The organism is Pelomonas sp. Root1444 (assembly GCF_001426885.1).
Lineage (GTDB): Bacteria > Pseudomonadota > Gammaproteobacteria > Burkholderiales > Burkholderiaceae_C > Pelomonas.
The window spans coordinates 88,044-107,189 of record NZ_LMFP01000003.1; the positions used below are offsets into that span (position 1 = coordinate 88,044).

The window sequence follows — 19,146 nt, forward strand, 5'->3', positions numbered from 1 at the left end:
GAGCAGAGCTGCACAGATATCGAGTCGGATGTCCCCCTGCCGACCTGAGAACGGCGCTTTGGCGCCTACAGGAAGGCGGCAAGGTGGCTGAGATCCTCCTCGTTCCAAAGCGCGCACCCGGCCGCAGGTCCCGCAAAGCCGGCGCCTACGGCGCGGAAATCCGTCGACTGGCCGCGCTCGGCTACACGCACGACACCATCCGCGAGACGTTGGAGGAAGTCGGGATCCTGGTCAGCAGGAGCACCGTCCAGCGCGAGGCCTCCCGCCCGCCCTGGCCGCCGTCTTCAAGGCGCCCGGTCCAGATCGAAGCCAGCCGACCGCCCGTAGGCGGTGCTGCTGCATCTTCTGGCGCGGATCCCGGCACCCGTGCCGACCACCCTGCACTCGACGGGTCTCTTGAAGCCGGCGCCGTGGCCAGCGCCACCGCCGGCGCGTTGACCTCCGCTGGCAATCGCCCAAGCAGCCGGGACATCGCGGCCGCCTTCTTTGAGACGCACAACGGCAACCCCCTCTTCCGAAAGGACAAACCATGAAGATCGCCGTCATCAACTTCTCGGGGAACGTCGGCAAGACGACCGTGGCCCGACACGTGCTGCTGCCCCGCATCCCTGGCGCCGAAGTGGTTGCCATCGAGAGCATCAACGCCGACGACGGCCAGGGCCAGGCGCTGCGCGGCCGGCAATTCGGCGAGCTGCAGGAGTACCTGCAGATCGCCGACGACGTGATCGTCGACATCGGAGCCAGCAACGTCGAGGAGCTGCTGGCGCTCATGCGGCGCTACCGCGGCAGCCATGAGGATTTCGACTACTTCGTGGTGCCGACCGTGCCCGCATTGAAGCAGCAGATCGACACCATCGCCACGCTCGTGGAGCTCTCCCAGCTGGGCGTGCCGGCCGGCAAGGTGCGGCTGCTGTTCAACATGCTGGATGAGGGCGTCGACCTGGCGCAGCAGTTCGACGCCGTCCTCGCGTTCGTGGCGGCCCATCCAGTCGCGCAGGCCGATCCAGCGTGCAGGTTGGGCGCCAACGAGGTCTATGCACGCGTGAGGAACTCAGGTGGCCAACTCGACGCCCTTGTAGCGGATCAGACCGACTACAAGGCGCTGATCGCCAAGGCGGACAACCAGGCGGAGAAGCTCGCCCTGGCGCACAAGCTCGCCGACCGCCGTCTCGCCAGAGGCGTCTTGCCGGAGCTCGACGCGTGCTTTGCGGCGCTCCGTATGGGCCTGATCGGCGAGTCATTGGGCCGCCAGCCGCAGCGGAAGACGGCATGAACAACGCGCGGGAAGCGCTGATCGTCGAGGCGCTCGGCGAGCTTGCTGTGCTGCTGGACCGCGCCGAGGCCGTTGTCCCGGCCCTCGATGCGGCCGCAAAGGCCGCCGAGCAGGCAAGCGCCGGCTTGGCCGCCCAGGCCGGCGCCCTGGACGCCAGCGTCGCGAACCTCATGGGAAACGCAAAAGCGCAGGCCATCAGGCACGTTGCGCGCCGAACCGACGAGCTGGCGCGGACCGCAGGCGAGGCGCAAACGCGGTCCATGAAGGCTGCCGCACAGCAGCTCTTCCGGGAGGAACTGCTGCCGGCTTTCCAGCGCCTCGCCCGGTCGCTCGACGATCGCGACCGCCAGCACCGCTGGCGGTCCTGGTGGGTACACGCCGCGACCGCTGCAGCGGCGTCAGCCATTACGTGGTGCATCGCGGCCTGTGCGCTGCCATCGCATTGAAGAACGCACGCCCAAACGGCGCCGCTGCCAGCCAGCAAGAACAACACGGATCCATCCCCCAATAGAGGGAGACGAAGGGGGATGCCCGCTGCCTCATCCCCCGGGGCCTCCCCCTTCGGGGCGATATTCCTGGCGCCGTCCAGCACCGAGACTGACGTCATCGAAACCGGAGACCGCCATGCAGATCAAAGCCCATATGCCCACCGAAGAACCCGCGCGCCAGGCGAACTTCAACACCCTGCGCGTCCACTCGGAACGTCTGGCAGCGCTCACCCGGTTCGAGTACGCCAGCGTCGTCGTCCCTCCGGCGGACGAGGACGCCTGGGAGGGTACCGAGATCGACGTGCTGAGGACCGTCCTGTGAGGACCGCACCAGCCATGAAACTCACAGGGGTCCTTGAGCGCCTGCCGCGCTGGTTCGCGGAACAAGCCCACGCCGTCGAGGAGCGCGCCCGCCTGCAACGCGAGTCCGCGGCACGGCGCCAGGAGATGGAGTTCATCTGCGCCGTCGAGGTGAAGGACAGCGGCTGGGACGAATGGGAAGACACCGTCGCCGCGTTCAACGCCAGATGACGGCGCCGGCCATGCAGCAAGCAACGACTTCGCGCGCAAACGACCGCCCGCGCATGGCGACCGGCCTCAGTGATTGGGCATTGCCGCCGGCCCGCCGTTCGGCACGCATGGCTACCGCCTCCAAGTCGCCCGGACCGTTTGCCATGCCGTACAGTAGCGGCGGGCCTAGGCCCCCTGCTTTTCCTCCCTGAGCAGGCGCCCGTTGTGACAGCAACGGCGGTTCACCCCGGCCACGCGCCGGGGTTTTCTTTTTCTGCGGCTCGCCGGCGGGTGGCGAAGTAGACGGTAGAAGGAGAACGGCACGGCGCCAAGGCGACATGCGCAAGCGCATGCCCGCCGGGCAGGTCAGTGATAGTCGTCCTCGAGCTGATGACGTACGGCGAGGACGGTCACCGTCGCAGCGTCCTCGACCTCGAACAGCGCGATGTACCCGGTATGTCCGAACGGGATCACCAACTCGCGCAGGAAGGGACTGCGACCTGCCTTGCGACAGGTAAAAGGCGAGGCCTGCAATGTCTCGATGCCGGCACGCATTGCCAGCAGCGCCTCCTGCGCCAGTTCGAGGTCGCCCCCGTCTCGCGCGAGCTCGCGCTCCAGCACGAAGTCGAACAGGCGCTCGAGGTCCGCCTCGGCTTGCCGCGTCAGGCGGACCTTGAAGGTCACTTGCGCTTCCTGGCCACTTGCGCGCGGGCTGCGTCGAGCTTGCGTTCCAGCTTGGCGAAGATGACGGTCGCCTCCACATAGTCGCCTGAGTCGCGCGCTTGATCCCGTGACCGCAGGCCGCGCTCGATGAACTCCGCCTGCACGCGGCGGCGCTCTACGGTCTGGCGGACCGCCCCTTCGATGAAGCTGGACAGCGTCTCGCCCTCTTCCAGCACGCTCTGCGCAGCATCGCGCAGTTCCGGCTCGACTCGCAGCGAAGGCAAAGAAGCGGTTTTCATGGCGCTGAAGATGTGCGTTGCAATTGCGATGCATTCTACCCCGACCGCCGAGTGGGTGCATAGGCGGGCCGGGCGCCTGCACAGCGCCACTACGGCCCGAACGGACGGCGCCTTTCGTCGAACGCGCCGCGGCGAAATCATCCAAAGCCCAAAAAGACAAGCCCTTCTCTTGGAGGAGGCGACTGCGGAGCCCCATTCGAGATGTTCAGGCCGGCTGGCGAGCGCGAGTGCGCTGGATTCAGACGTGAATCCAGCGCTTGGAGGCAGCTTCAGCCCATCAGACTGCGCATCTCCTCGGCCAGCATCCAGAGCGCGCGGTTCAGGCTGACCCCACGGTCGATGCTGTCCACCGGCCGCGTCCGCAGCCGCCGGCCTTGGGAGCTCCGGCCCACCTGGCCGCCTCGAATGACGTTCTCCTGCACGCGCTGGAAGGTGGCCCACAGGCTGACGCCGGTGTCCTCTGGCCGACGGGCTTCGATCAGTTGAGCCGCTGTCACCGGCGCAGGCAGGTGTCCGCCGCCCTCCTCCACCGCTCGCGCCCCGAAGCGCAATGCCAGCGCCGCCGTCGCGAAAGCGATCTCTTCGGGCCTTTGGAGCCTCAGCGCCTTCATCGCCTGGACATGCTCGCCGATCTCACGGAACGACTCGAGGACGCGAAAGGCTCCCTTGATCACCTCCCCCTGGACGTTGCCCTTGTGCGGAATGCGGATGTCCTGCACCACGTCGCCCACGACCAGGCCGTTGCTGCAGACGAAACGGAGCATGCCGGCGAGCATCTGGTAGGAGCTGGCGCCGTCGTGGCTGTTGATGAGGACGATCTCCTCGGCCTCCGGCGCGCCCTGCGACTGGCTGCTGCTGGCACGCTGGTGGCGCATGCGGACCATGTGCTTGGTGAACTCCGCCTTGCCTTCCACGCGGCTGGCGCCCTGGGCGACCATGAAAGGCTCGAAGCCTTCCTTGCGCAGGCCGCGCAGCACGTCAATGGTCGGGATGTAGGTGTAGCGCTCGGAGCGGCTCGAATGCTTGCCCGCGGCAAAGACGGACGGCGCCGCCGCGCGCATCTGCTCTTCGGTCAGAGGCTCGTCGCTGCGGACAACGCGGGTGGTGCGAACCGCAAAGCGCGCGGCGAGCGTGGGTTGGGTCGAGTACATGATGGACTCCTTCGATCGTTGAATGGCGTCGAAGGGCGGGCAAGGTGCTGCGATGCCCGCCCGCCGGGTTCAGGCGTGGGAGCGGGTCGGCCGCTTACTGCCGCCTGCCTTGGCGGCTGCGCCGTCGACCTTGCGCGCATCGGCGCGGCGCGCCTCTCCTTCGGCACGGTTGTCCAGGTAGTCGATCTCCTCGACCGTGAAGCTCCAGCTGTAGACGGTGTTGCCGTCCCGCTCGTAGTTGCTGTTGCACAGGCGGCCGACGATGTTCACGTGTGAGCCGCGTCCCAGGTAGTTGCCGGCGTTCTCTGCCTGCTGGCCCCACAGCGTCCACTGGATCACGGTGGACTGCTGCTCTCGCGACTCGCCCGAGCCGCGTACGTTGTTGCTGATCGCCGTCAGTGTGGCCTTGGCGATCCGCCCCTCGCGGCCCGCCACGGACTCGAGCTTGACGGCACCTGCCAGATGCGCATTGCGTTGGATGACTTGAACGTTGGCCATGACCTATCTCCTTGCGTGAGGGATCGACCGGGTCCCGGACTGGGCCCTGAATGAAGATCCTTCGCTTGGACTCCTCGCTCCCGCCCACGGGCGGGCGGGGGGTGGGCATGGCCCCTTCCCTCATGGGAAGGGGTTGGGGATGGGTGGGGTTGTCTTCGGCAGCAAAGCAGTGCGCCGGTTTCCCGGCCCACCGTATGAAGATCCCCCTCAAGTCCCCCTCACCCGGGGACGGGGGTTGAGGGGGGTCGCGGTGGGACGACCGACGGCACGCTGCCCTCCCCCGAAAGGCGCCGCAGCAGCCGCAGGCGATGTGACAGCTCGCCTGGCGCAGTGCCTGCAGCGAAGTCGCCTCACACACCTTGAGCAGCGGCGGCCCTGCGACCGGCGTGACACCAAGCAAAGCGACTGGCGCGACGGTCGAGCCGCTGCGAACACTTCAGAGCGGCCCGGCTTCGGGCATGGCGGGTGACCGGGGTGGCGATCTGGCCGGCCCAGCGCGCAGCGCAGCTCGTCAAAACCGGCCAGTTCGCCAAGCGGCCCTTTCACGTCCAGCGTGAAGGAAACAGGCCGCGGTCTCCGGGCACGGGAAGGGCCGCGACGCCTCTCGCGATGCACGCAACCGTTGGCGACGTCCCTCCGGCCAGCCACTCCCCGGACCGGACCCTTGTCGCCAGCGACGGTCCGTCCCGCCAACCTGCAGTCCATCCGCCGCGGGCAGCGATCCATCGCGTCGCACTCGCGCCAGGGTTCGCCGCTGCAGACACTGCAATCACTGACACAGCAATTCACCGGAGCCCACCATGAACACCGTTGCCAACACCTTCGCCATCGCCGTCGCCGCCGTGACCGTCGCCGCAGCCACCGGCATCGTGCTGGCCAATCGCACCGCTACATCCGCGACCGAGATCGTCAAGCTCGAGCGCGTGGTCGTCGTCGGCAAGCGCGCGGATGCCGTGGTCACTGCCAAGTTGCCGCGTGTCGTCATCGAGGTGCACCGCACGACGCCGGTTGAAGTGACGGTGGCTGCAGCCCAGACCGCGGCCTGGCTCGTCTGAATCACCCACCGGGTCAGTCGATCACCCGCCGCTGGCGGGTATTCTTTTGCCGAGAAATCACAGGTACACGGTGCGTGAACGGCGCGTCGATTGAGCCGATGTCGCGCGAGGCAGTTCATCAAAGCCGATCGGCTGGCCAGTTAGACCGTGCGAACGACACACGCCGCGAAGGCGATCGCGGCAAGCCGCAGCAATCAGAATGGTCCCGGCGACTCCGGCGCCTGCCCGGCATTGCGGCACGACCAGCCAACCGCGGCACGCCCAGCGTGGCCAGCAACCTGGGCGAGAGATGTAGAAGGCTGTCATACCAACCTCAGGCCGCATTTTGGTGATCGTGACGTGTCCTTCAGGGCGTTGACCATCAGGTTGAACAGCGGCGGGAAAGCGTCAAAGCTGCGGCTCGACACACAGGATGGCGCACGGCCCGCCTTGGTGCTCGGCCTTCATCGGTGCTCTCCCTTGTGTCCGTGAGTCCATCATCGCTGGTTGAACGCAGCCACCGTGTCCAGCCACTCCCCGAAGTCCGATTCGACCACCTCGACGCCGCACAGGAACTCCATCTCCCTTTGGCTGTCCGCCGCCGCTTGACGGTCGCTGGCCGCCTTGGCCGACTGCATGGCCTGCGCGGTGAACCAGCGGGGCATCCGTTGCAGCATCGCAGCGCTGCGGTTCGAGATGGTGTGCATGATGGGCTCCCTGTTGATGAAGCCAGTCTCGGCGCGACGGTGCGCTCGGACCATCGCCCGTAGGTGGGAACGAAGGGGGATGCCACCCCCGATATCCCCCGCGTATCCCCCAAAAGAGGGAGACGGCGTAGACGCTAGAAGAGGTCCCCCGTGACCGGCCCAGGCGAGTCATCAGCCTTTGGCTTCTTGGACTTCGGCCGGCTGCGCTTGGCGGACAGCTCACGGGCCGTGGGGTCGTCGGCAGCCTCGCGCCACTCCTCGGTGAACATGTCGGGCTCCTGTTCCCACTCGTTGGGCTCCGGCAGGGGCTTCCAGGGGGCCGGCGCGGGTTCTCCCAACAGCAGCTCCGCGGGGAACTGGCGGATGAACGCACCGGCCTCGTCGGTGGAACAGGTCAGCCAGGCTTTGTAGTCCTCCTGGGGCAGGAACACCGGCATGCGCTTCTCTTCGCCCGGTGCGTGCATGCGGCTGTACCAAGGGTGTCCGTCCGCGTTGGTGGTCAGCATGGTGAAGGACAAGATTTCCTCGCCGTGCGGGCCGATCCAGACGCCCCACAGGCCCGCCGCAATCAGCGGGTCGCCGCGGCACCCGAAGTCGCTCAGCCGGGCACCAGGAACGGGGCAGCGTCCGGATGCGATGTCGCAGGCAGCGCCACCCCCGCCGGTTCGGGCATTTCGGCAAGCGAGCCCGCGTGAATGTAGAACCCAGCGAGCGGTCCTTGGGCACCGCAGGGTCCTCGAGGACGTGGCGCACCACCCCTCTTCCGATCACGCAGCGCCTCTACGATCACCCGGATCGGAGGGCGAACAGATGAGCTCAAACCACAACGACGAAAGCGGCTCCGTCGCCATGTACTGGGATTTCGAGAACCTGCACGCAGGGCTCGTCGACGCGAAGTACGGCGACGGCACCTACGCAAAGCAGGACAACCGATTCAAGCCGCAGGAGCCGCTGGTCGACGTCCAGGCCTTGGTCGAGCTCAGCGCCTCGTTCGGGCCGGTGGCCATCAACCGCGCCTATTGCAACTGGCAGTTCTTCGGCCGCTACCGCGACGCCCTGCTGCAGAGCGCCGTCGAGCTGATCCAGCTGTTCCCGCCAGGCGCGGCAGCGAAGAACGGCGCTGACATCAAGCTCTGCCTGGACGCGACCGAAGACATCGCCCGCTTCGCCCACGTCAGAACTATTGTCATCATGGGTGGCGACAGCGACTTCATGCCGGTCGCGCAGAAGATCAAGGCGGCGGGCCGCATCCTCATCGGCATCGGCAACCGCAGGAATACCAACAAGCACTGGGCCAAGAGCTGCCACGAGTTCCGCTACTACGACGCCCTGGTCGGCCCGCCGCCGATGGAAGAGGGACCTGCACCGGCAGGATTGAAGGCCGTCGTGCCACCGCCCCCAGATCCTGCCGTTGACATGCTGCGACGGGCGGTGCGCCTGCTTGCCGAAACCAAAGGCGAACCGTGGGTCAACAAGGGCTCGGTGTGGCACATGATCAAACGCCTCGATCCCACCTTCGACACCCGGGACCACGGGCACGCCAGCTTCGCCGAGATGGTCAAAGCGCTGGATGCCGTCGTCGAAGTCAAAAAGGGCGACTCGGACCACATGCTGCGCCTGCGTTGACATCGGCCCGCGTCCACCGCTGCGAGGACGAGCTTGCGGAAGACACTGTATGCAATTACAGTACCCGCTGGGTTCCAGCCGCTGGAGCCGACAAATTCGGAGTTCCCATGCTGCTGAACCTCAACGAACCTGAAAGCATCGTCGCCTGGTGGAAGGTCTTCCCGGAGCGGCATGACGGCTTTTTGAACTACAAGCTCAGCGTCAGCCCGGAGTTCGCGCCCGCCATCCGCGAGGCCCAACGGCGGATAGCCGCCAGTTCTGAGCTTCGGGACCTTCAGGCCGAATCAGTGCGTCAACGCCGGCAGCATGAGGCACTGTGGGCCGAGCGTGACGACCGTCTCACGGCCCGCCAACTCCACCAAAGGGAACTGGCGACGGCTTAGCCCCATTCGAGGCGCGGCTATAGGCCAGCCTCAACATCGCAGTTGCTGTGCGTTCCTTGACGGCACAGTTTTGGGCTTGTCGGCTTTACGTCGACGAGCCTTTTTTGTGTCCATTGATTGGGCGCGCAGGCACGACTGGTTCGTCTCGTGGAGGAAGACCTCCGTGCCGGTCTTCCTCCGCAGCCAAAGCGTCTTTGAACCAATTCGGACCCCTATCAGCCGTGTGTTCACCGCATGTGCCCCCTCACGAGCACTCAGTCCCACATTCCTCGAACCTTGGCCCCAACGTCCACGACAGGTGCCGCGGACGCTGGCTTCGCATGGCGTGGCTTTGGAGTCGGACCAACGTGCTCGAACAACCGGGCAACCCTTCCAGGGATGAACCTGGTCAAGGTGGCGTAGATGTGCGTGTCACCACTGCGGTGCTGTTGTCGCACGTAGTACCGCTGGGGCGCGATGAGCGACAGATGCTGCTTAGCACGCGTCATCGCCACGTAAAGTAGCCGGCGCTCTTCTTCGACCTCTTCCTCGCTGCCGGTGGCCATGTCAGAAGGTATGCAGCCATCGACCACGTTGAGCACGTGCACGGCCTGCCACTCCTGGCCCTTTGCCGAATGGATGGTGGAGAGGATGAGGTAGTCATCATCGAGCGACGGAACGCCCGATTCATCGCTGCTGGCGTTCGGTGGGTCTAAGGTCAGCTCCGTCAAGAATCGCTCGCGAGTACCGTAGCCCTGGGCGATGCGGCAAATCTGGTCCAGGTCCGCCATCCGAACAGGCGCGTCGTCGTGCAGGCGTTCGAGTTGCGGCTGATACCACCCGACCGCGCGCTCAAGGTCTGCTGGCCACTCGCTGTTCTTCGACAGTTCGACGATGAGGTCGCGGAGCGCGTTCCACTCTTCAGCCGCAGCCGGCGGCGGTTTGAACTCTTGTAATGCGGTACACGGGTCCTGACTCGCTTCGATGGCATCGAGCAGTTTGCGGGCGCTGGCTTGGCCGAAGCCTGCAAGCAGCTGCGAAACGCGAAAGCCAGCGAGCCGGCCTCGCAGATTCTCAGCCCAGCGCAGGACGCTCATCACGTCCTTGACGTGGGTCGATTCCAGGAACTTCAGCCCGCCGAACTTCTTGAAAGGGATGTTCCGCCGAGTCAGTTCCAGCTCCAGCGGCGCGCTGTGGCTGGCCGTCCGAAACAACACGGCCTGCCGGATGAGCTTGATGCCCTCCTCCCGCCGCCTGAGCACGTCGTCAGCAACCCAAATGGCTTGCGCCGCTTCATCCTGTAGCGCCACCAGCCGAGGCAACTCGCTGGAGTCCTTGTCGGACCACAGGGTCTTCGCGTGCCTGTTCTTGGCCATCGCGATGACTGCGTTTGACGCATCGAGGATCGGCTTGGTCGAGCGGTAGTTCTGCTCAAGCGCGACGATGCGCGCGGGCGGGTCAAACTCGTTGGGGAAGTCCAAGATGTTCCGGACCTCGGCCGCTCTGAATGAGTAGATGGCCTGGGCGTCATCGCCCACCACTGTCAGATTTTGGCCGGTCGGTTTGAGCCCGCGAAGGATGGCTGCCTGAAGCTTGTTGGTGTCCTGGTACTCGTCGACCAACACGTGGTCGAAACGCTGCGCAAGATCTGCAGCGATGGCTGGATCGGCTGCCATGTGCGACCAGAACAGCAGGAGGTCGTCGTAGTCCAGGCAGTGCTGCTGATGCTTGGCGTCTGCGTACGACTTGAAGAGCAGTTTCAGCTCGCCCAGCGCGCCGAAGCACCAGGGGTAGAACTGCTGCAGCACCTGGTCAAGACGGAGCTGCGAATTGATGACGCGCGAGTAGATGGCCAGGCAGCTGCCCTTCTGAGGGAAGCGCTCAACCTTCTCCGCCAGCCCGAGCGCCTGACGCTGCATGCCCATCAGGTCTTCGGCATCCGCCCGGTCCAAGATGGTGAAGTTGGGCGCGAGGCCGATGCGATCGGCGTAGTCACGAAGCAACCGTGCACCGACACCGTGGAACGTGCCTGCCCACGGGAACGTCGGCGGTGCCTGGCTCGACGTGTAGCCCAGCACTTTGTGAAGCACGCGGCCGACTCGCTGCTCCATCTCGCCAGCTGCGCGCCGTGAAAAGGTCAGCAGCAGGATGCGGCTTGGGTCGGCGCCCGCTTGAACCAGCCGCGCCACCCGGGACGCAAGCGTTTTGGTCTTGCCTGACCCGGCCCCTGCGATGACCAAAAGGGGGCCCTGGTCGCCGGCCGTCAGCCCGTGCTCGACGGCCTCACGCTGTCGGTCGTTAAGGTCGGCGAAGGGCAGTGGTTCCTGGCGAGGAGATTGAGGTTGCGAGGAGCTGGGCTCTTTCATTCGTTGGCCCGTTGCGGGAGAACTGAAGCGGCGCAGCAGATAGGGCCACGCGCAATGCATCAATATACTGGATGCATCCACAGTAAATGTAACGACGGCAGCCGCCTCATGACCATCCGGATTGGCACCGCCTCCTGGGCCGACAAGAGCCTCATCGACACCGGTCGCTTCTACCCGCCCGACGTCACGACGGCTGAGAGCAGGTTGGGCTACTACGCCACCCAGTTCCCGCTGGTGGAGGTCGACTCGAGCTACTACGCCGTGCCAAGCGTCGACACCGCTCACCTGTGGACGGAGCGAACCCCGGATGGGTTCGTGATGAACGTGAAGGCCTTTCGGCTTTTCACCGGCCACCAGACCTCGCCGGCCGTCTTGCCGTCAGACCTTCGAGATGCGCTACCCAGCGACCTGAAGCTCAAGAGCGTCATCTACTACCGCGACGTCCCTGGCGAACTCGTCAACGAGCTGTGGGCACGTTTCAGGGAAGCATTGCAGCCGCTGCGCGAAGCCGGCCGGCTCGGTTTGGTGCACTTCCAGTTCCCGCCATGGCTCCTTCGTAATCGGGCGGGCCACGCCCACGTCGCCCATTGTGTGGAGCGCATGGCGGGACACACGTTGAGCGTCGAGTTCCGCAGCGACAAATGGTTCGAGGGCCCGCATGCGGCCGAAACCATCGCGTTCCAGCGTGAGCTGGGTGTGGTGCACACCATCGTCGACGAGCCGACGGGCCTCAGCAACATCCCCTCCATCTGGGAGGCGACGCGCGACGACTGCGCCTTGGTGCGCATGCATGGTCGCAACGCCGCGGCGTGGAACGACCGCTCCGGGCACTCCGGCGGTCGGTTCAACTACGACTACGACGATGCGGAACTCGAGGGCCTTGCTCACCAGATCCAACTATTGGACCGGCCGGGTCTCGATGTCCATGTGGTCATGAACAACAACAAGGAAGACCAAGCTCAGCGCAACGGCCGGACGCTCTTCAAGACGATGAAGGACCTGAAAGCCAATGTCGTGGTGCCGACCGCCAGATAGGAAGAGGCCCAGCGCGCTGGCGTTGCGCCTTTGTCGGTTGCCGGTCGAGTTGCACTAGGGAGCTGTTCTGGGAGCCGACGGTCCATATTGAGCCAACTACTGTGGCCCTCGGACGTACAGCGGCTGCCTCGGCGCGTCGGGCCTGCGCCGACGGCTACTCGTCGTTCGGGTGATTTGCCGACTCGGTGTTTTCATCTGAGGCCGGGTCATCGGCTTGGTCTGGGGGTTCGGCTTGAGTTGACTTGCCCGGCCGCCGCGTCTTGGCGTCGGCTTGCCCACCGTCATCGGCGTCAACGGGATAGACGGGTCTGCGCCCGGGCATGGGTTGGATGTGGTCGGTGGCCATTACGTGTCCTTGGACTGTTGCGGTGTCGCTTCGGCTGGCAAACGATGCTCCCAACCGGAGCACTGCACACGGCGTAGGTTGCGCCTTCGTCCGACACACGCGGCACGGTAGCGCGCCTAGGGTTGAGCTTTCCTTCGACGGAGACGCACATGCCTGACGACAAGTCCAAGACCGGCGGCCAGGACCGCAAGCTCATCAGCCTCAGCGAAGCTTACGAAGTCCGCGACTGGTCGAAGAAGTTCGGCGTCACAGCCGACGAACTCAGGGCCGCAGTGAAGGCAGTTGGCAACGACGCTGCGACCGTCGAAGCGCATCTGAAAGGCAAGCGGTGATTCAGCAGCATCCCTACAGGGGCTTGATGATTTTGGCTGAGGCACGGCCCGAAGGCGCTGAGCTCTTCCGACCCGCGTTCGCTGTGGCCGAGCGAGCCGACGCCGAGCCGATGCACAGCGACCTGCTCGACATGACCTGCGAGACCGCTACTGCAGCGTTTGCCAGGGGCCGCGAGGCGGGTGAGATTTGGATAGACGCTCACCAAGACGCTTCGAGCCCTAACGCAGGCAGGTAGAGGCGTCGGGCCATGCGCGTCGCGCGTTGTAGTCCTGCACCCAGGCCTGGATCACGACCCGGGCCTGCGCCAGCGTCTCGAACCAGTGCTCGTTGAGGCACTCGTCGCGGAACTTGCCATTGAAGCTCTCGATGTAGCCGTTCTGCGTCGGCGCGCCCGGCTCGATCAGGATGTGCTTGATGCCATGCCGCAGCGCCCAGCCCAGGAAGGCTCGGCTGGTGAACTCCGGCCCGTTGTCGGTACGCACAGCCTGCGGATATCCCCGGAACCGCGCCGCCCGGTCCAGCAGACGCGTGACGTACTCGCCACCTATGCCGAAGTCCACCGCAATGTCCACGCTAGGGGTCATGCTGGAGCGCCTCGCAAGACCCCAAAGTGGCGTGGGGACGAACGCATGCGGGACTTGCTGGCGAACACGGGGCATCACTTGATCTAACCGGCACGTCGCGTCGCGTTCTGCAGAGCTTCCCTCGTGTGTTGCGTCGACCGGTTGAACCCGCCGTTTTGATCGGGCACTCGACCGGCTGAGGTCAGCGAGCCAGGTGCGAACTCTTCTGCCGAATGCGCCACCCAGAGCCGCCATCGCGGCGCTGGCCAAACCCAGCGTGCCCGGTTTGTGCACGCCCGTCGTCACCCGTTAGGACACGGATACGTCGTCAAGGTAGAAGAAGGCGGGCTCATGGAAGAACGTAAAGCGCAGGTCGGAAGCGGTCCCCGTTGCACTCAGCGCCAAGGTGTACTGCTGATACCCCGTGGCGCCGCCCCGGCGTACTTGAGGCGTGGTCAAGAAAAAGGGCTGCCGAAGCAGCCCCTTGTTCTCGCGGTCCGAAGCGTTTCAGCGCTGGCGGCGACGGCGCGCCGCAAACGCCACGGCGCCGAGTCCGGCGGCCATCAGGGCGTAAGTGCTCGGCTCGGGCACTGCCGGCACGCCGGTGATGTCGCGGTACATGCCGATGGTGTGGTTGTCGGACTCGTATCCGCCGAACGACGGTTCCTCGCGGAACACGATGCGGTCAAAAGTGCCGTCGGTGTCGTAGAAGTTAACAAAAGCGTACGGCTGCGTCGAGTTCATGCCGGCGAACGGACCGTTAGGGTTGCCGAAATAGGTGGCGTTGCCACCGATCGAGGACAGCACCGCCGCCGCACCCAGGGAGCCAACCAATGTTGTTCCGCTGTAGAACTCGACGACGTTGCCCGTGTCGAGTGCCGACAGCCAATAGCCGAAGTAGTTGACCGGCGTGTCGAGCGCGACCGAATAGCCGGCCGACGAGAACGTGACGGCATGGTTGCCGATGCCGTTGGCGCTGCCGTACTGGTTCGCCGGGTCGACACGAAGCGAATTGCTATACGTTCCGGTGATCGTGCTGCCGCCGAAGCTGGAGACGAAACCGCCGGTGCCCGTGGAGCGCGTGTCGAACGTCTCGACTCCAGTGCCACCCGAGAACGTTGTCGTGGTGTTCTTGACGCCCGGCAGCTCGTAGGTCTGGACGAACGTGTCGGCGTGTGCGCCCTGGCTGGCCATCAAGGCGAAGAGGCCGGCAACGGCCATTGCGGAACGGGTGCGAATGAAGATCGTCATGCGGATGTTTGCTTGTATCTCGGCGTCCGCCGAGCTTGTTGTTGGATGTCCGATTGTTCCTGCGGCGGGTGCGCAGGCGCCCCCCTCGAGCCGGGGGCGCTAGCGTGACTGACTGCACACATCCGGCCGCTGTCCAGAGCGGGAGCCTCGTTTCCCAGCACACGGCCTTGTGTCAACCGAGGAGCTCCTCCACCCCGCAGCAACAAGACCTGTCCGGCCAGAGCGCAGCATCGAGCTCCATCAGCCCCTCTGTCTTGGCGTCGGAACGCTTCTGGAATAACAGCTGGCCAGTGATGCCTCGGCGCCGGGACCAGTGACTCCGGCCGATTGCGCAAGCGCGGCAGGATCCGGTCGGCGACGCTTCACAGGCCCAACGCTCAGAACTTCCCGAGCATGTTCACGAACACCCCCCGGCTGCGATAGCTCATGTCGGTGAGGTCGTCGGAGAAGTTCGTGAAGTTGTAGCCCAGGCCGACCTTGAAGTTCTCGTTGACGTGGTAGTAGCCGGCGGTCAGCAAGCCGCTCTTGCGCTCGCCGAGTTCACCGGCGCGCAGCGTGCGCAGCTCCACCAGCCAGTCGTACTGCCGCACCACCTTCCAGTCGACGCGAACGATTGCCAGCTGCGCGCTGCTCTTGAACCACGGCGCGCTGTTGTCGCGGCTGGGGCGGAGTTCGCCGCCGCGCCAGGCCAGCTTGCCGCCGATGGTCCAACGGGCGCTGAGGTCGTAGGTCGCGTCCACCGCCGCGACCTGGCTGCGCTGCTGGTAGTCGATGCCCACGGTGCTCACCGATGTGGCCGTCACGTCGCTTGCCACCACCTGGCCGGGTGAGGACAGGTCGTACAGGTAGGTGTACTTGAGCAGCAGGTTGAGCTTGTCGTTGCTGACCGGCCGGAGTGCGTAGCCCAGCACCGCCTCGGTGTACTTCGCGGCCGCCAGCGCGCTGGTGGCGCTGTTGCTGTCGGCCCAGTTGAGCTTGCCCATCCAGCGCGCGTTCGGGACGTCCTGCACGCTGACCGCGTTCTTCAGCAGCCAGCTGCGCCGCGCATCGGTGGCCGTGCGGTCGCGCCGGTATTCCATGCCGCCCGAGTACTTCACCTTCGCGTTGACGAAGCCGACGGTGAAGCCGACGGCATCGCGGTCGGTCTCACCAGCGTTCTCGGCCTCGATGCGGCCGCTTTCGGCGCTCGCGCCGAAGGTCCAGCGCTCGTCCGGCGCGTACTGCACGCCGTAGGCATGGGTCAGGCCGCTCTGCGCGCCGGTGGTCTGCTTGTGCTCGGTGTAGACGTTCAGCCCGTCGGCGATGCGCGACTTGACGCCGCCCACCAGCGCACCGCCGCGCGCGTTCAGCGTTTCGTCGGTGCGCCCGGTGTCCAGCGCATAGGTCACGTAGACGTTGGAGCGGTCGTTGTACTGGTAGTCCACCCCCGCCTTGCCGGCGGCGCCACCGTCGCCGCCCGAGGCTTCGCCGCGCAGCGACAGCTTGTCGTTGACGCGGTAACGCGCACCCACGCCCAGGCGGTCGTTGTCCTGGCGCGTGCCGGTGTGCTCCAGCGTCTTCTGGCCGAAGCCATAGACGCCCCAGCCCTGGCCGCTCTCATAGTCCGCCTGCACGGCGGCATCGGTCCGTTCGCCGTTCACGACGGGCGAGCCGGGCAGCAGCGGCGAGGTGTTGACGGCATCGGTGCCCTTGCGGTCCTTGCGCAGGCCGGTCGAGAGCGTCCAGCGGTCGTCGACACGCCAGGCCACCTGGGCATCGGCGGCGTCGGTGTTGTAGCCGTTGCGTTCGTCCTTGTGGTCGGCCTTGAGACGCAGCTCGGTGCGCTCGCCCACCGGCACCGTCGCGCTGGCGCCGGCCTGCCGGGTCTCGTTGGAGGCGACCTGGCCCGGCGCGGAGAAGCCGGCCTCGCGCACCAGCGCATAGGCGCCGACGCGACCGCTCTTGGCGAGGTCGAAGTCGGCAAGGTCGGCCTGGCCCTCGACGCGCCAGGCGTTGGCGCCGCGCGGGTCGCCGGCCAGCGTGTTCTGCGAGAAGCCGAAGCCGCCGTCCAGCGACGTGGTGCTGCCGATGCCCGGGCCGTCGCTGCGCGCGGCCTCGATCTTCAGCGTGGTGTTGTCGCTCTTGCGCAGCAGCAGGTCGACGCTGGCCAGGCGTTGGTCGCCGCCGGTCTGGCGCTGCTTGGCGGCCGTAAGCCCCAGGCGCAGGCCGTCGTTCACCCACCAGGCGGTGCGCCCGCCCACGGCCAGCGTGTCGAGGTCGCCGGCCAGCGGCGTGTATTCATAGTCCACCACCAGGTAGGCCGGCTGGCCGCTGAGGCCGCCCGCGCGCACCAGCGTGCCGTTGTCGGCCAGGCTGGCCAGCGGCGAGGTGAGCAGCACGCGCCCTTGCAGGTAGTCGACCTCGTAGTCGCTGCCCGGAATGAGCGCGCGGCGCTGCATCACCAGGCCCGAGTCGCGGTCGCGGATCTCCAGCCACACCTTCTCGGCGCCCCGGCTGATGTCCTGGTGGCGCAGGTAGTACAGCGAGCCACCGGTGCCGCGGAACTCCTCGCGAGCGGCGAGCGTGCCGGGCTCGGCGGCATACACCTCGGCGCGCACGCGGGCGTCGCCAAAGCTGGTGCTCTCGGCGCCGACGAAGCGGCCCTGCAGGCCGTAGAGCCCGCGGTGGACCTGGGCCAGGCTGTTGTCGCTGCCGAGGTTGAGCTTGAAGTTGCCCCACAGCGCATGCGAGCGGCCGTCGTCCACGCGCAGGTAGGCGCGCCCCTGCGTCGGCGCGTCCTCGGTGCTGGTGGAGTCGTCGCCGAAGGTGCCCCAGCTGTCGACCGGGTCGATGCGGCGGAACAGCGAGGTCGGGTCCTTGCGGTCGAGGTTGCGGAACAGATCCTTCAGCGGCCGCTCCTCGGTGTCGACGCTGGCGGTCAGCGTCCAGCGCTCGTCGAGCAGGCCCTTGCCGTAGAAGGCCAGCCGGCCTTCGCTCCAGGTGTCGTTGTTGTAGCGGTTGCGCTCCTGCGTCACCAGCGCGGCGGGGCCGCTGGTGCGGTCGCGGCCGAGCGTGAAGTCGGCCTGGCCGATGAAGAAGAAGTCGCGCTTGGGCAGCTCGAAGTCGCGGCGGTAGATGCGCTCCTTTCCGTCGGCGTCGCTGACGACGATCTCGCCCGTCTGCACGCGGCGCGGCACCAGCTGCTGCATGACGAACTTGCCCTGCGCGTCCACCGGCACGTCGAAGCCCAGCGCCCGCACGCGCTCGCCCGGCGCAATGCCGTCGCCGCTGGCGGTCACGGTGCCGCCGGTGACGGGGATGTTGACGATGGCCAGCCGCGTGCTGCCGTAGGCCGCCAGCAGGCGCTGCTCAGGCGTGGGCTCGTTGCTGCCGCCGGGCGCATGCCGGTCGGCCAGCGCCAGCGGGATGTCGTCGGTCTCGTCGAAGCGGCCCTCGCCGTCCAGCACCCGCACGCGCCAGTACAGCTTTCGGCGCGCCAGCGGCGTCTGCGTCCATTCGGCCGGCACGGTCCACTGCGCGCGCAGTTCGGCGTCCAGCGGCACGGTGGCCACGAGTTGCGGCTGCATCGCGTCGTCGCTGCTGTACAGGCGCAGCTCGGCGCGCGAATGGAACAGCCGGTAGTTGCTGTAGCCGGCAAAGCGCACGGTCTCGCCCGGCACGGCGGTCGCGAGCCAGGCGGTGGCGTTCAGGCGCCGCGGCTGCGCGAGGTTGTCGTATTGCAGGCGCAGGCGGTCGCGCTCCAGGCGCACGTCGATGCAGCGCTGGCGGTCGGCGCTGGCGCTGTCGGTGCCCACCACGGCCTGGCCGTCGATGGTCAGGCGCAGCGGCGCATCGTCGGCGGCGTAGGGCGAGAGCATGTTGCAGGCGCTCGGGTCCACCTGCGTCACGCGCACTTCTTTCTCGACCTTGGCGGGCGTCGTCTCCTGCCAGAACACGCGCACTTCCACGCGCCGGTTGGCCGGCCAGTTGGCGCGGTCTTCCCGGGGCTCGGCCAGCGGCTCGTCGGGGCCGCGCGAGCCGGCCTGGAAGGCGCTCTCGGGCAGGCCCAGCTGGCGGGTCAGGTAACGGCCGACCTGCTGCGCGCGGGCCAGGCCCAGCGCCTGGTTGTCAGGGAAGCGCGGGAGCAGTTCCGGCTTGATGCGCTGCACGTCGGTGTGGCCGACGATCTCAAAGCGCAGGCCCTCGCGGCCGCGCACCTGCGCGACGATCGCGTCCAGCCGCGACTGGTCCTCGGGCTTGAGCAGGTCTTCGCCGGAGTCGAAATGCGGCCGGTGCGATTCCTCGCGCGGCTGCACCTTGCCCGGGATGGTGCGGCTCAGCTCGTCGCGCTGCGCCTTCAGGCCGCGCGGGTCGCCCAGGATCACGGTGAGCTTGGGCAGCTCGCGCTCGCTGGCCGCGGGCAGGTGGTCACGGGTGTCGATCTCGACGGCGCGCTGGTCGGCCAGGCAACGGTCGCTGAAGCGGCCGCGGGCGTCAGCCTGACAGGTGGCAGCACTCGCCGCATCGGCGGCCAGGGCCGGCAGGCCCAGGGCCAGGCAGGCGGTGGCTGCGGCGCCGGCCAGCGCCGCGCGTCGGAAGTTGGGACGGGTCATGCGGAGGTCGCGGCTAGGTTTCGGAGGCAGGGTCGTCATGGCGGGCTCC

The 19,146-nt window shown here is 66.7% G+C and carries 20 protein-coding genes and 1 pseudogene; 10 read left to right on the plus strand and 11 right to left on the minus strand.

Annotated elements, in window-relative coordinates; all coding sequences use genetic code 11:
• The first annotated feature begins 83 nt into the window (after positions 1 to 83).
• The 5 genes from ASD35_RS26995 to ASD35_RS03240 all read left to right on the plus strand — a co-directional run bounded on the left by ASD35_RS26995 (position 84) and on the right by ASD35_RS03240 (position 2,292).
• Positions 84 to 533 carry a hypothetical protein gene (locus ASD35_RS26995; RefSeq protein ID WP_157275349.1) on the plus strand — a complete coding sequence of 150 codons (450 nt, stop codon included), beginning with the start codon at positions 84 to 86 and terminating at the stop codon, positions 531 to 533.
• Complete coding sequence (gene stbB / locus ASD35_RS03225; RefSeq protein WP_056873479.1) at positions 530 to 1,273, plus strand: StbB family protein; 744 nt, start codon at positions 530 to 532, stop codon at positions 1,271 to 1,273. Before ASD35_RS26995 ends, stbB begins: the two co-directional genes overlap by 4 nt.
• A complete protein-coding gene (locus ASD35_RS03230) occupies positions 1,270 to 1,719 on the plus strand; it encodes a hypothetical protein (protein WP_056873480.1) in 450 nt (149 codons plus the stop codon). Before stbB ends, ASD35_RS03230 begins: the two co-directional genes overlap by 4 nt.
• A 178-nt stretch (positions 1,720 to 1,897) precedes the next feature.
• The gene (locus ASD35_RS03235) at positions 1,898 to 2,083 is read left to right on the plus strand and encodes a hypothetical protein (RefSeq protein WP_056873481.1); all 186 of its coding nucleotides are present in this window, start codon (positions 1,898 to 1,900) and stop codon (positions 2,081 to 2,083) included.
• Positions 2,084 to 2,097: 14 nt separating this feature from the next.
• The gene (locus ASD35_RS03240) at positions 2,098 to 2,292 is read left to right on the plus strand and encodes a hypothetical protein (RefSeq protein ID WP_056873482.1); all 195 of its coding nucleotides are present in this window, start codon (positions 2,098 to 2,100) and stop codon (positions 2,290 to 2,292) included.
• Positions 2,293 to 2,637: 345 nt separating this feature from the next.
• Here ASD35_RS03240 and ASD35_RS03245 read toward each other — a convergent pair whose 3' ends face one another.
• From ASD35_RS03245 to ASD35_RS03260, 4 genes are all read right to left on the minus strand, one after another.
• On the minus strand, positions 2,638 to 2,955 hold the full coding sequence (locus ASD35_RS03245) for a type II toxin-antitoxin system RelE/ParE family toxin (RefSeq protein ID WP_056873483.1): 318 nt from the start codon (positions 2,953 to 2,955) through the stop codon (positions 2,638 to 2,640).
• The gene (locus tag ASD35_RS03250) at positions 2,952 to 3,233 is read right to left on the minus strand and encodes a YlcI/YnfO family protein (protein ID WP_056873484.1); all 282 of its coding nucleotides are present in this window, start codon (positions 3,231 to 3,233) and stop codon (positions 2,952 to 2,954) included. The genes ASD35_RS03245 and ASD35_RS03250 overlap by 4 nt, the downstream gene beginning before the upstream one ends.
• Before the next feature lie 269 nt (positions 3,234 to 3,502).
• Positions 3,503 to 4,384 carry a DUF932 domain-containing protein gene (locus tag ASD35_RS03255; protein ID WP_056873485.1) on the minus strand — a complete coding sequence of 294 codons (882 nt, stop codon included), beginning with the start codon at positions 4,382 to 4,384 and terminating at the stop codon, positions 3,503 to 3,505.
• Between the two features lie 69 nt (positions 4,385 to 4,453).
• On the minus strand, positions 4,454 to 4,882 hold the full coding sequence (locus tag ASD35_RS03260; protein WP_056873486.1) for a single-stranded DNA-binding protein: 429 nt from the start codon (positions 4,880 to 4,882) through the stop codon (positions 4,454 to 4,456).
• 800 nt (positions 4,883 to 5,682) lie between these two features.
• Here ASD35_RS03260 and ASD35_RS03265 point away from each other — a divergent pair.
• Complete coding sequence (locus ASD35_RS03265) at positions 5,683 to 5,937, plus strand: hypothetical protein (protein ID WP_056873487.1); 255 nt, start codon at positions 5,683 to 5,685, stop codon at positions 5,935 to 5,937.
• A 476-nt stretch (positions 5,938 to 6,413) separates the two neighbouring features.
• Here the strand turns inward: ASD35_RS03265 and ASD35_RS03270 are convergent, their stop codons facing one another.
• A complete protein-coding gene (locus ASD35_RS03270) occupies positions 6,414 to 6,623 on the minus strand; it encodes a hypothetical protein (protein WP_157275350.1) in 210 nt (69 codons plus the stop codon).
• A gap of 134 nt (positions 6,624 to 6,757) precedes the next feature.
• Positions 6,758 to 7,354 carry an SOS response-associated peptidase family protein gene (locus ASD35_RS27900; RefSeq protein WP_082579876.1) on the minus strand — a complete coding sequence of 199 codons (597 nt, stop codon included), beginning with the start codon at positions 7,352 to 7,354 and terminating at the stop codon, positions 6,758 to 6,760.
• A gap of 13 nt (positions 7,355 to 7,367) precedes the next feature.
• On the opposite strand from ASD35_RS27900, the gene ASD35_RS03280 reads away from it, so the two are divergent.
• A complete protein-coding gene (locus ASD35_RS03280) occupies positions 7,368 to 8,249 on the plus strand; it encodes an NYN domain-containing protein (protein ID WP_235538225.1) in 882 nt (293 codons plus the stop codon).
• 107 nt (positions 8,250 to 8,356) lie between these two features.
• On the plus strand, positions 8,357 to 8,632 hold the full coding sequence (locus tag ASD35_RS03285; protein WP_056873491.1) for a hypothetical protein: 276 nt from the start codon (positions 8,357 to 8,359) through the stop codon (positions 8,630 to 8,632).
• A gap of 254 nt (positions 8,633 to 8,886) precedes the next feature.
• Here ASD35_RS03285 and ASD35_RS03290 read toward each other — a convergent pair whose 3' ends face one another.
• Positions 8,887 to 10,977, minus strand: coding sequence for an ATP-dependent helicase (locus ASD35_RS03290; protein WP_056873492.1), 2,091 nt, complete (start codon positions 10,975 to 10,977; stop codon positions 8,887 to 8,889).
• A gap of 108 nt (positions 10,978 to 11,085) precedes the next feature.
• On the opposite strand from ASD35_RS03290, the gene ASD35_RS03295 reads away from it, so the two are divergent.
• The gene (locus ASD35_RS03295; protein ID WP_056873493.1) at positions 11,086 to 12,012 is read left to right on the plus strand and encodes a DUF72 domain-containing protein; all 927 of its coding nucleotides are present in this window, start codon (positions 11,086 to 11,088) and stop codon (positions 12,010 to 12,012) included.
• A 154-nt stretch (positions 12,013 to 12,166) separates the two neighbouring features.
• On the opposite strand, the gene ASD35_RS27000 is transcribed toward ASD35_RS03295, so the two are convergent.
• Positions 12,167 to 12,358 (minus strand): hypothetical protein, encoded by a 192-nt coding sequence (locus tag ASD35_RS27000; protein ID WP_157275351.1) that lies wholly within the window; start codon positions 12,356 to 12,358, stop codon positions 12,167 to 12,169.
• Between the two features lie 149 nt (positions 12,359 to 12,507).
• On the opposite strand from ASD35_RS27000, the gene ASD35_RS03300 reads away from it, so the two are divergent.
• Positions 12,508 to 12,690, plus strand: coding sequence for a DUF3606 domain-containing protein (locus tag ASD35_RS03300; RefSeq protein ID WP_056873494.1), 183 nt, complete (start codon positions 12,508 to 12,510; stop codon positions 12,688 to 12,690).
• 252 nt (positions 12,691 to 12,942) lie between these two features.
• Here the strand turns inward: ASD35_RS03300 and ASD35_RS03310 are convergent.
• From ASD35_RS03310 to ASD35_RS03320, 3 genes and pseudogenes are all read right to left on the minus strand, one after another.
• Positions 12,943 to 13,263: pseudogene (locus tag ASD35_RS03310) on the minus strand (integrase core domain-containing protein); the annotation flags it as partial.
• Between the two features lie 498 nt (positions 13,264 to 13,761).
• Positions 13,762 to 14,505 carry a PEP-CTERM sorting domain-containing protein gene (locus ASD35_RS03315; protein WP_082579877.1) on the minus strand — a complete coding sequence of 248 codons (744 nt, stop codon included), beginning with the start codon at positions 14,503 to 14,505 and terminating at the stop codon, positions 13,762 to 13,764.
• 377 nt (positions 14,506 to 14,882) lie between these two features.
• The gene (locus ASD35_RS03320; protein ID WP_162254417.1) at positions 14,883 to 19,136 is read right to left on the minus strand and encodes an OmpA family protein; all 4,254 of its coding nucleotides are present in this window, start codon (positions 19,134 to 19,136) and stop codon (positions 14,883 to 14,885) included.
• Between the last annotated feature and the right edge of the window lie 10 nt (positions 19,137 to 19,146).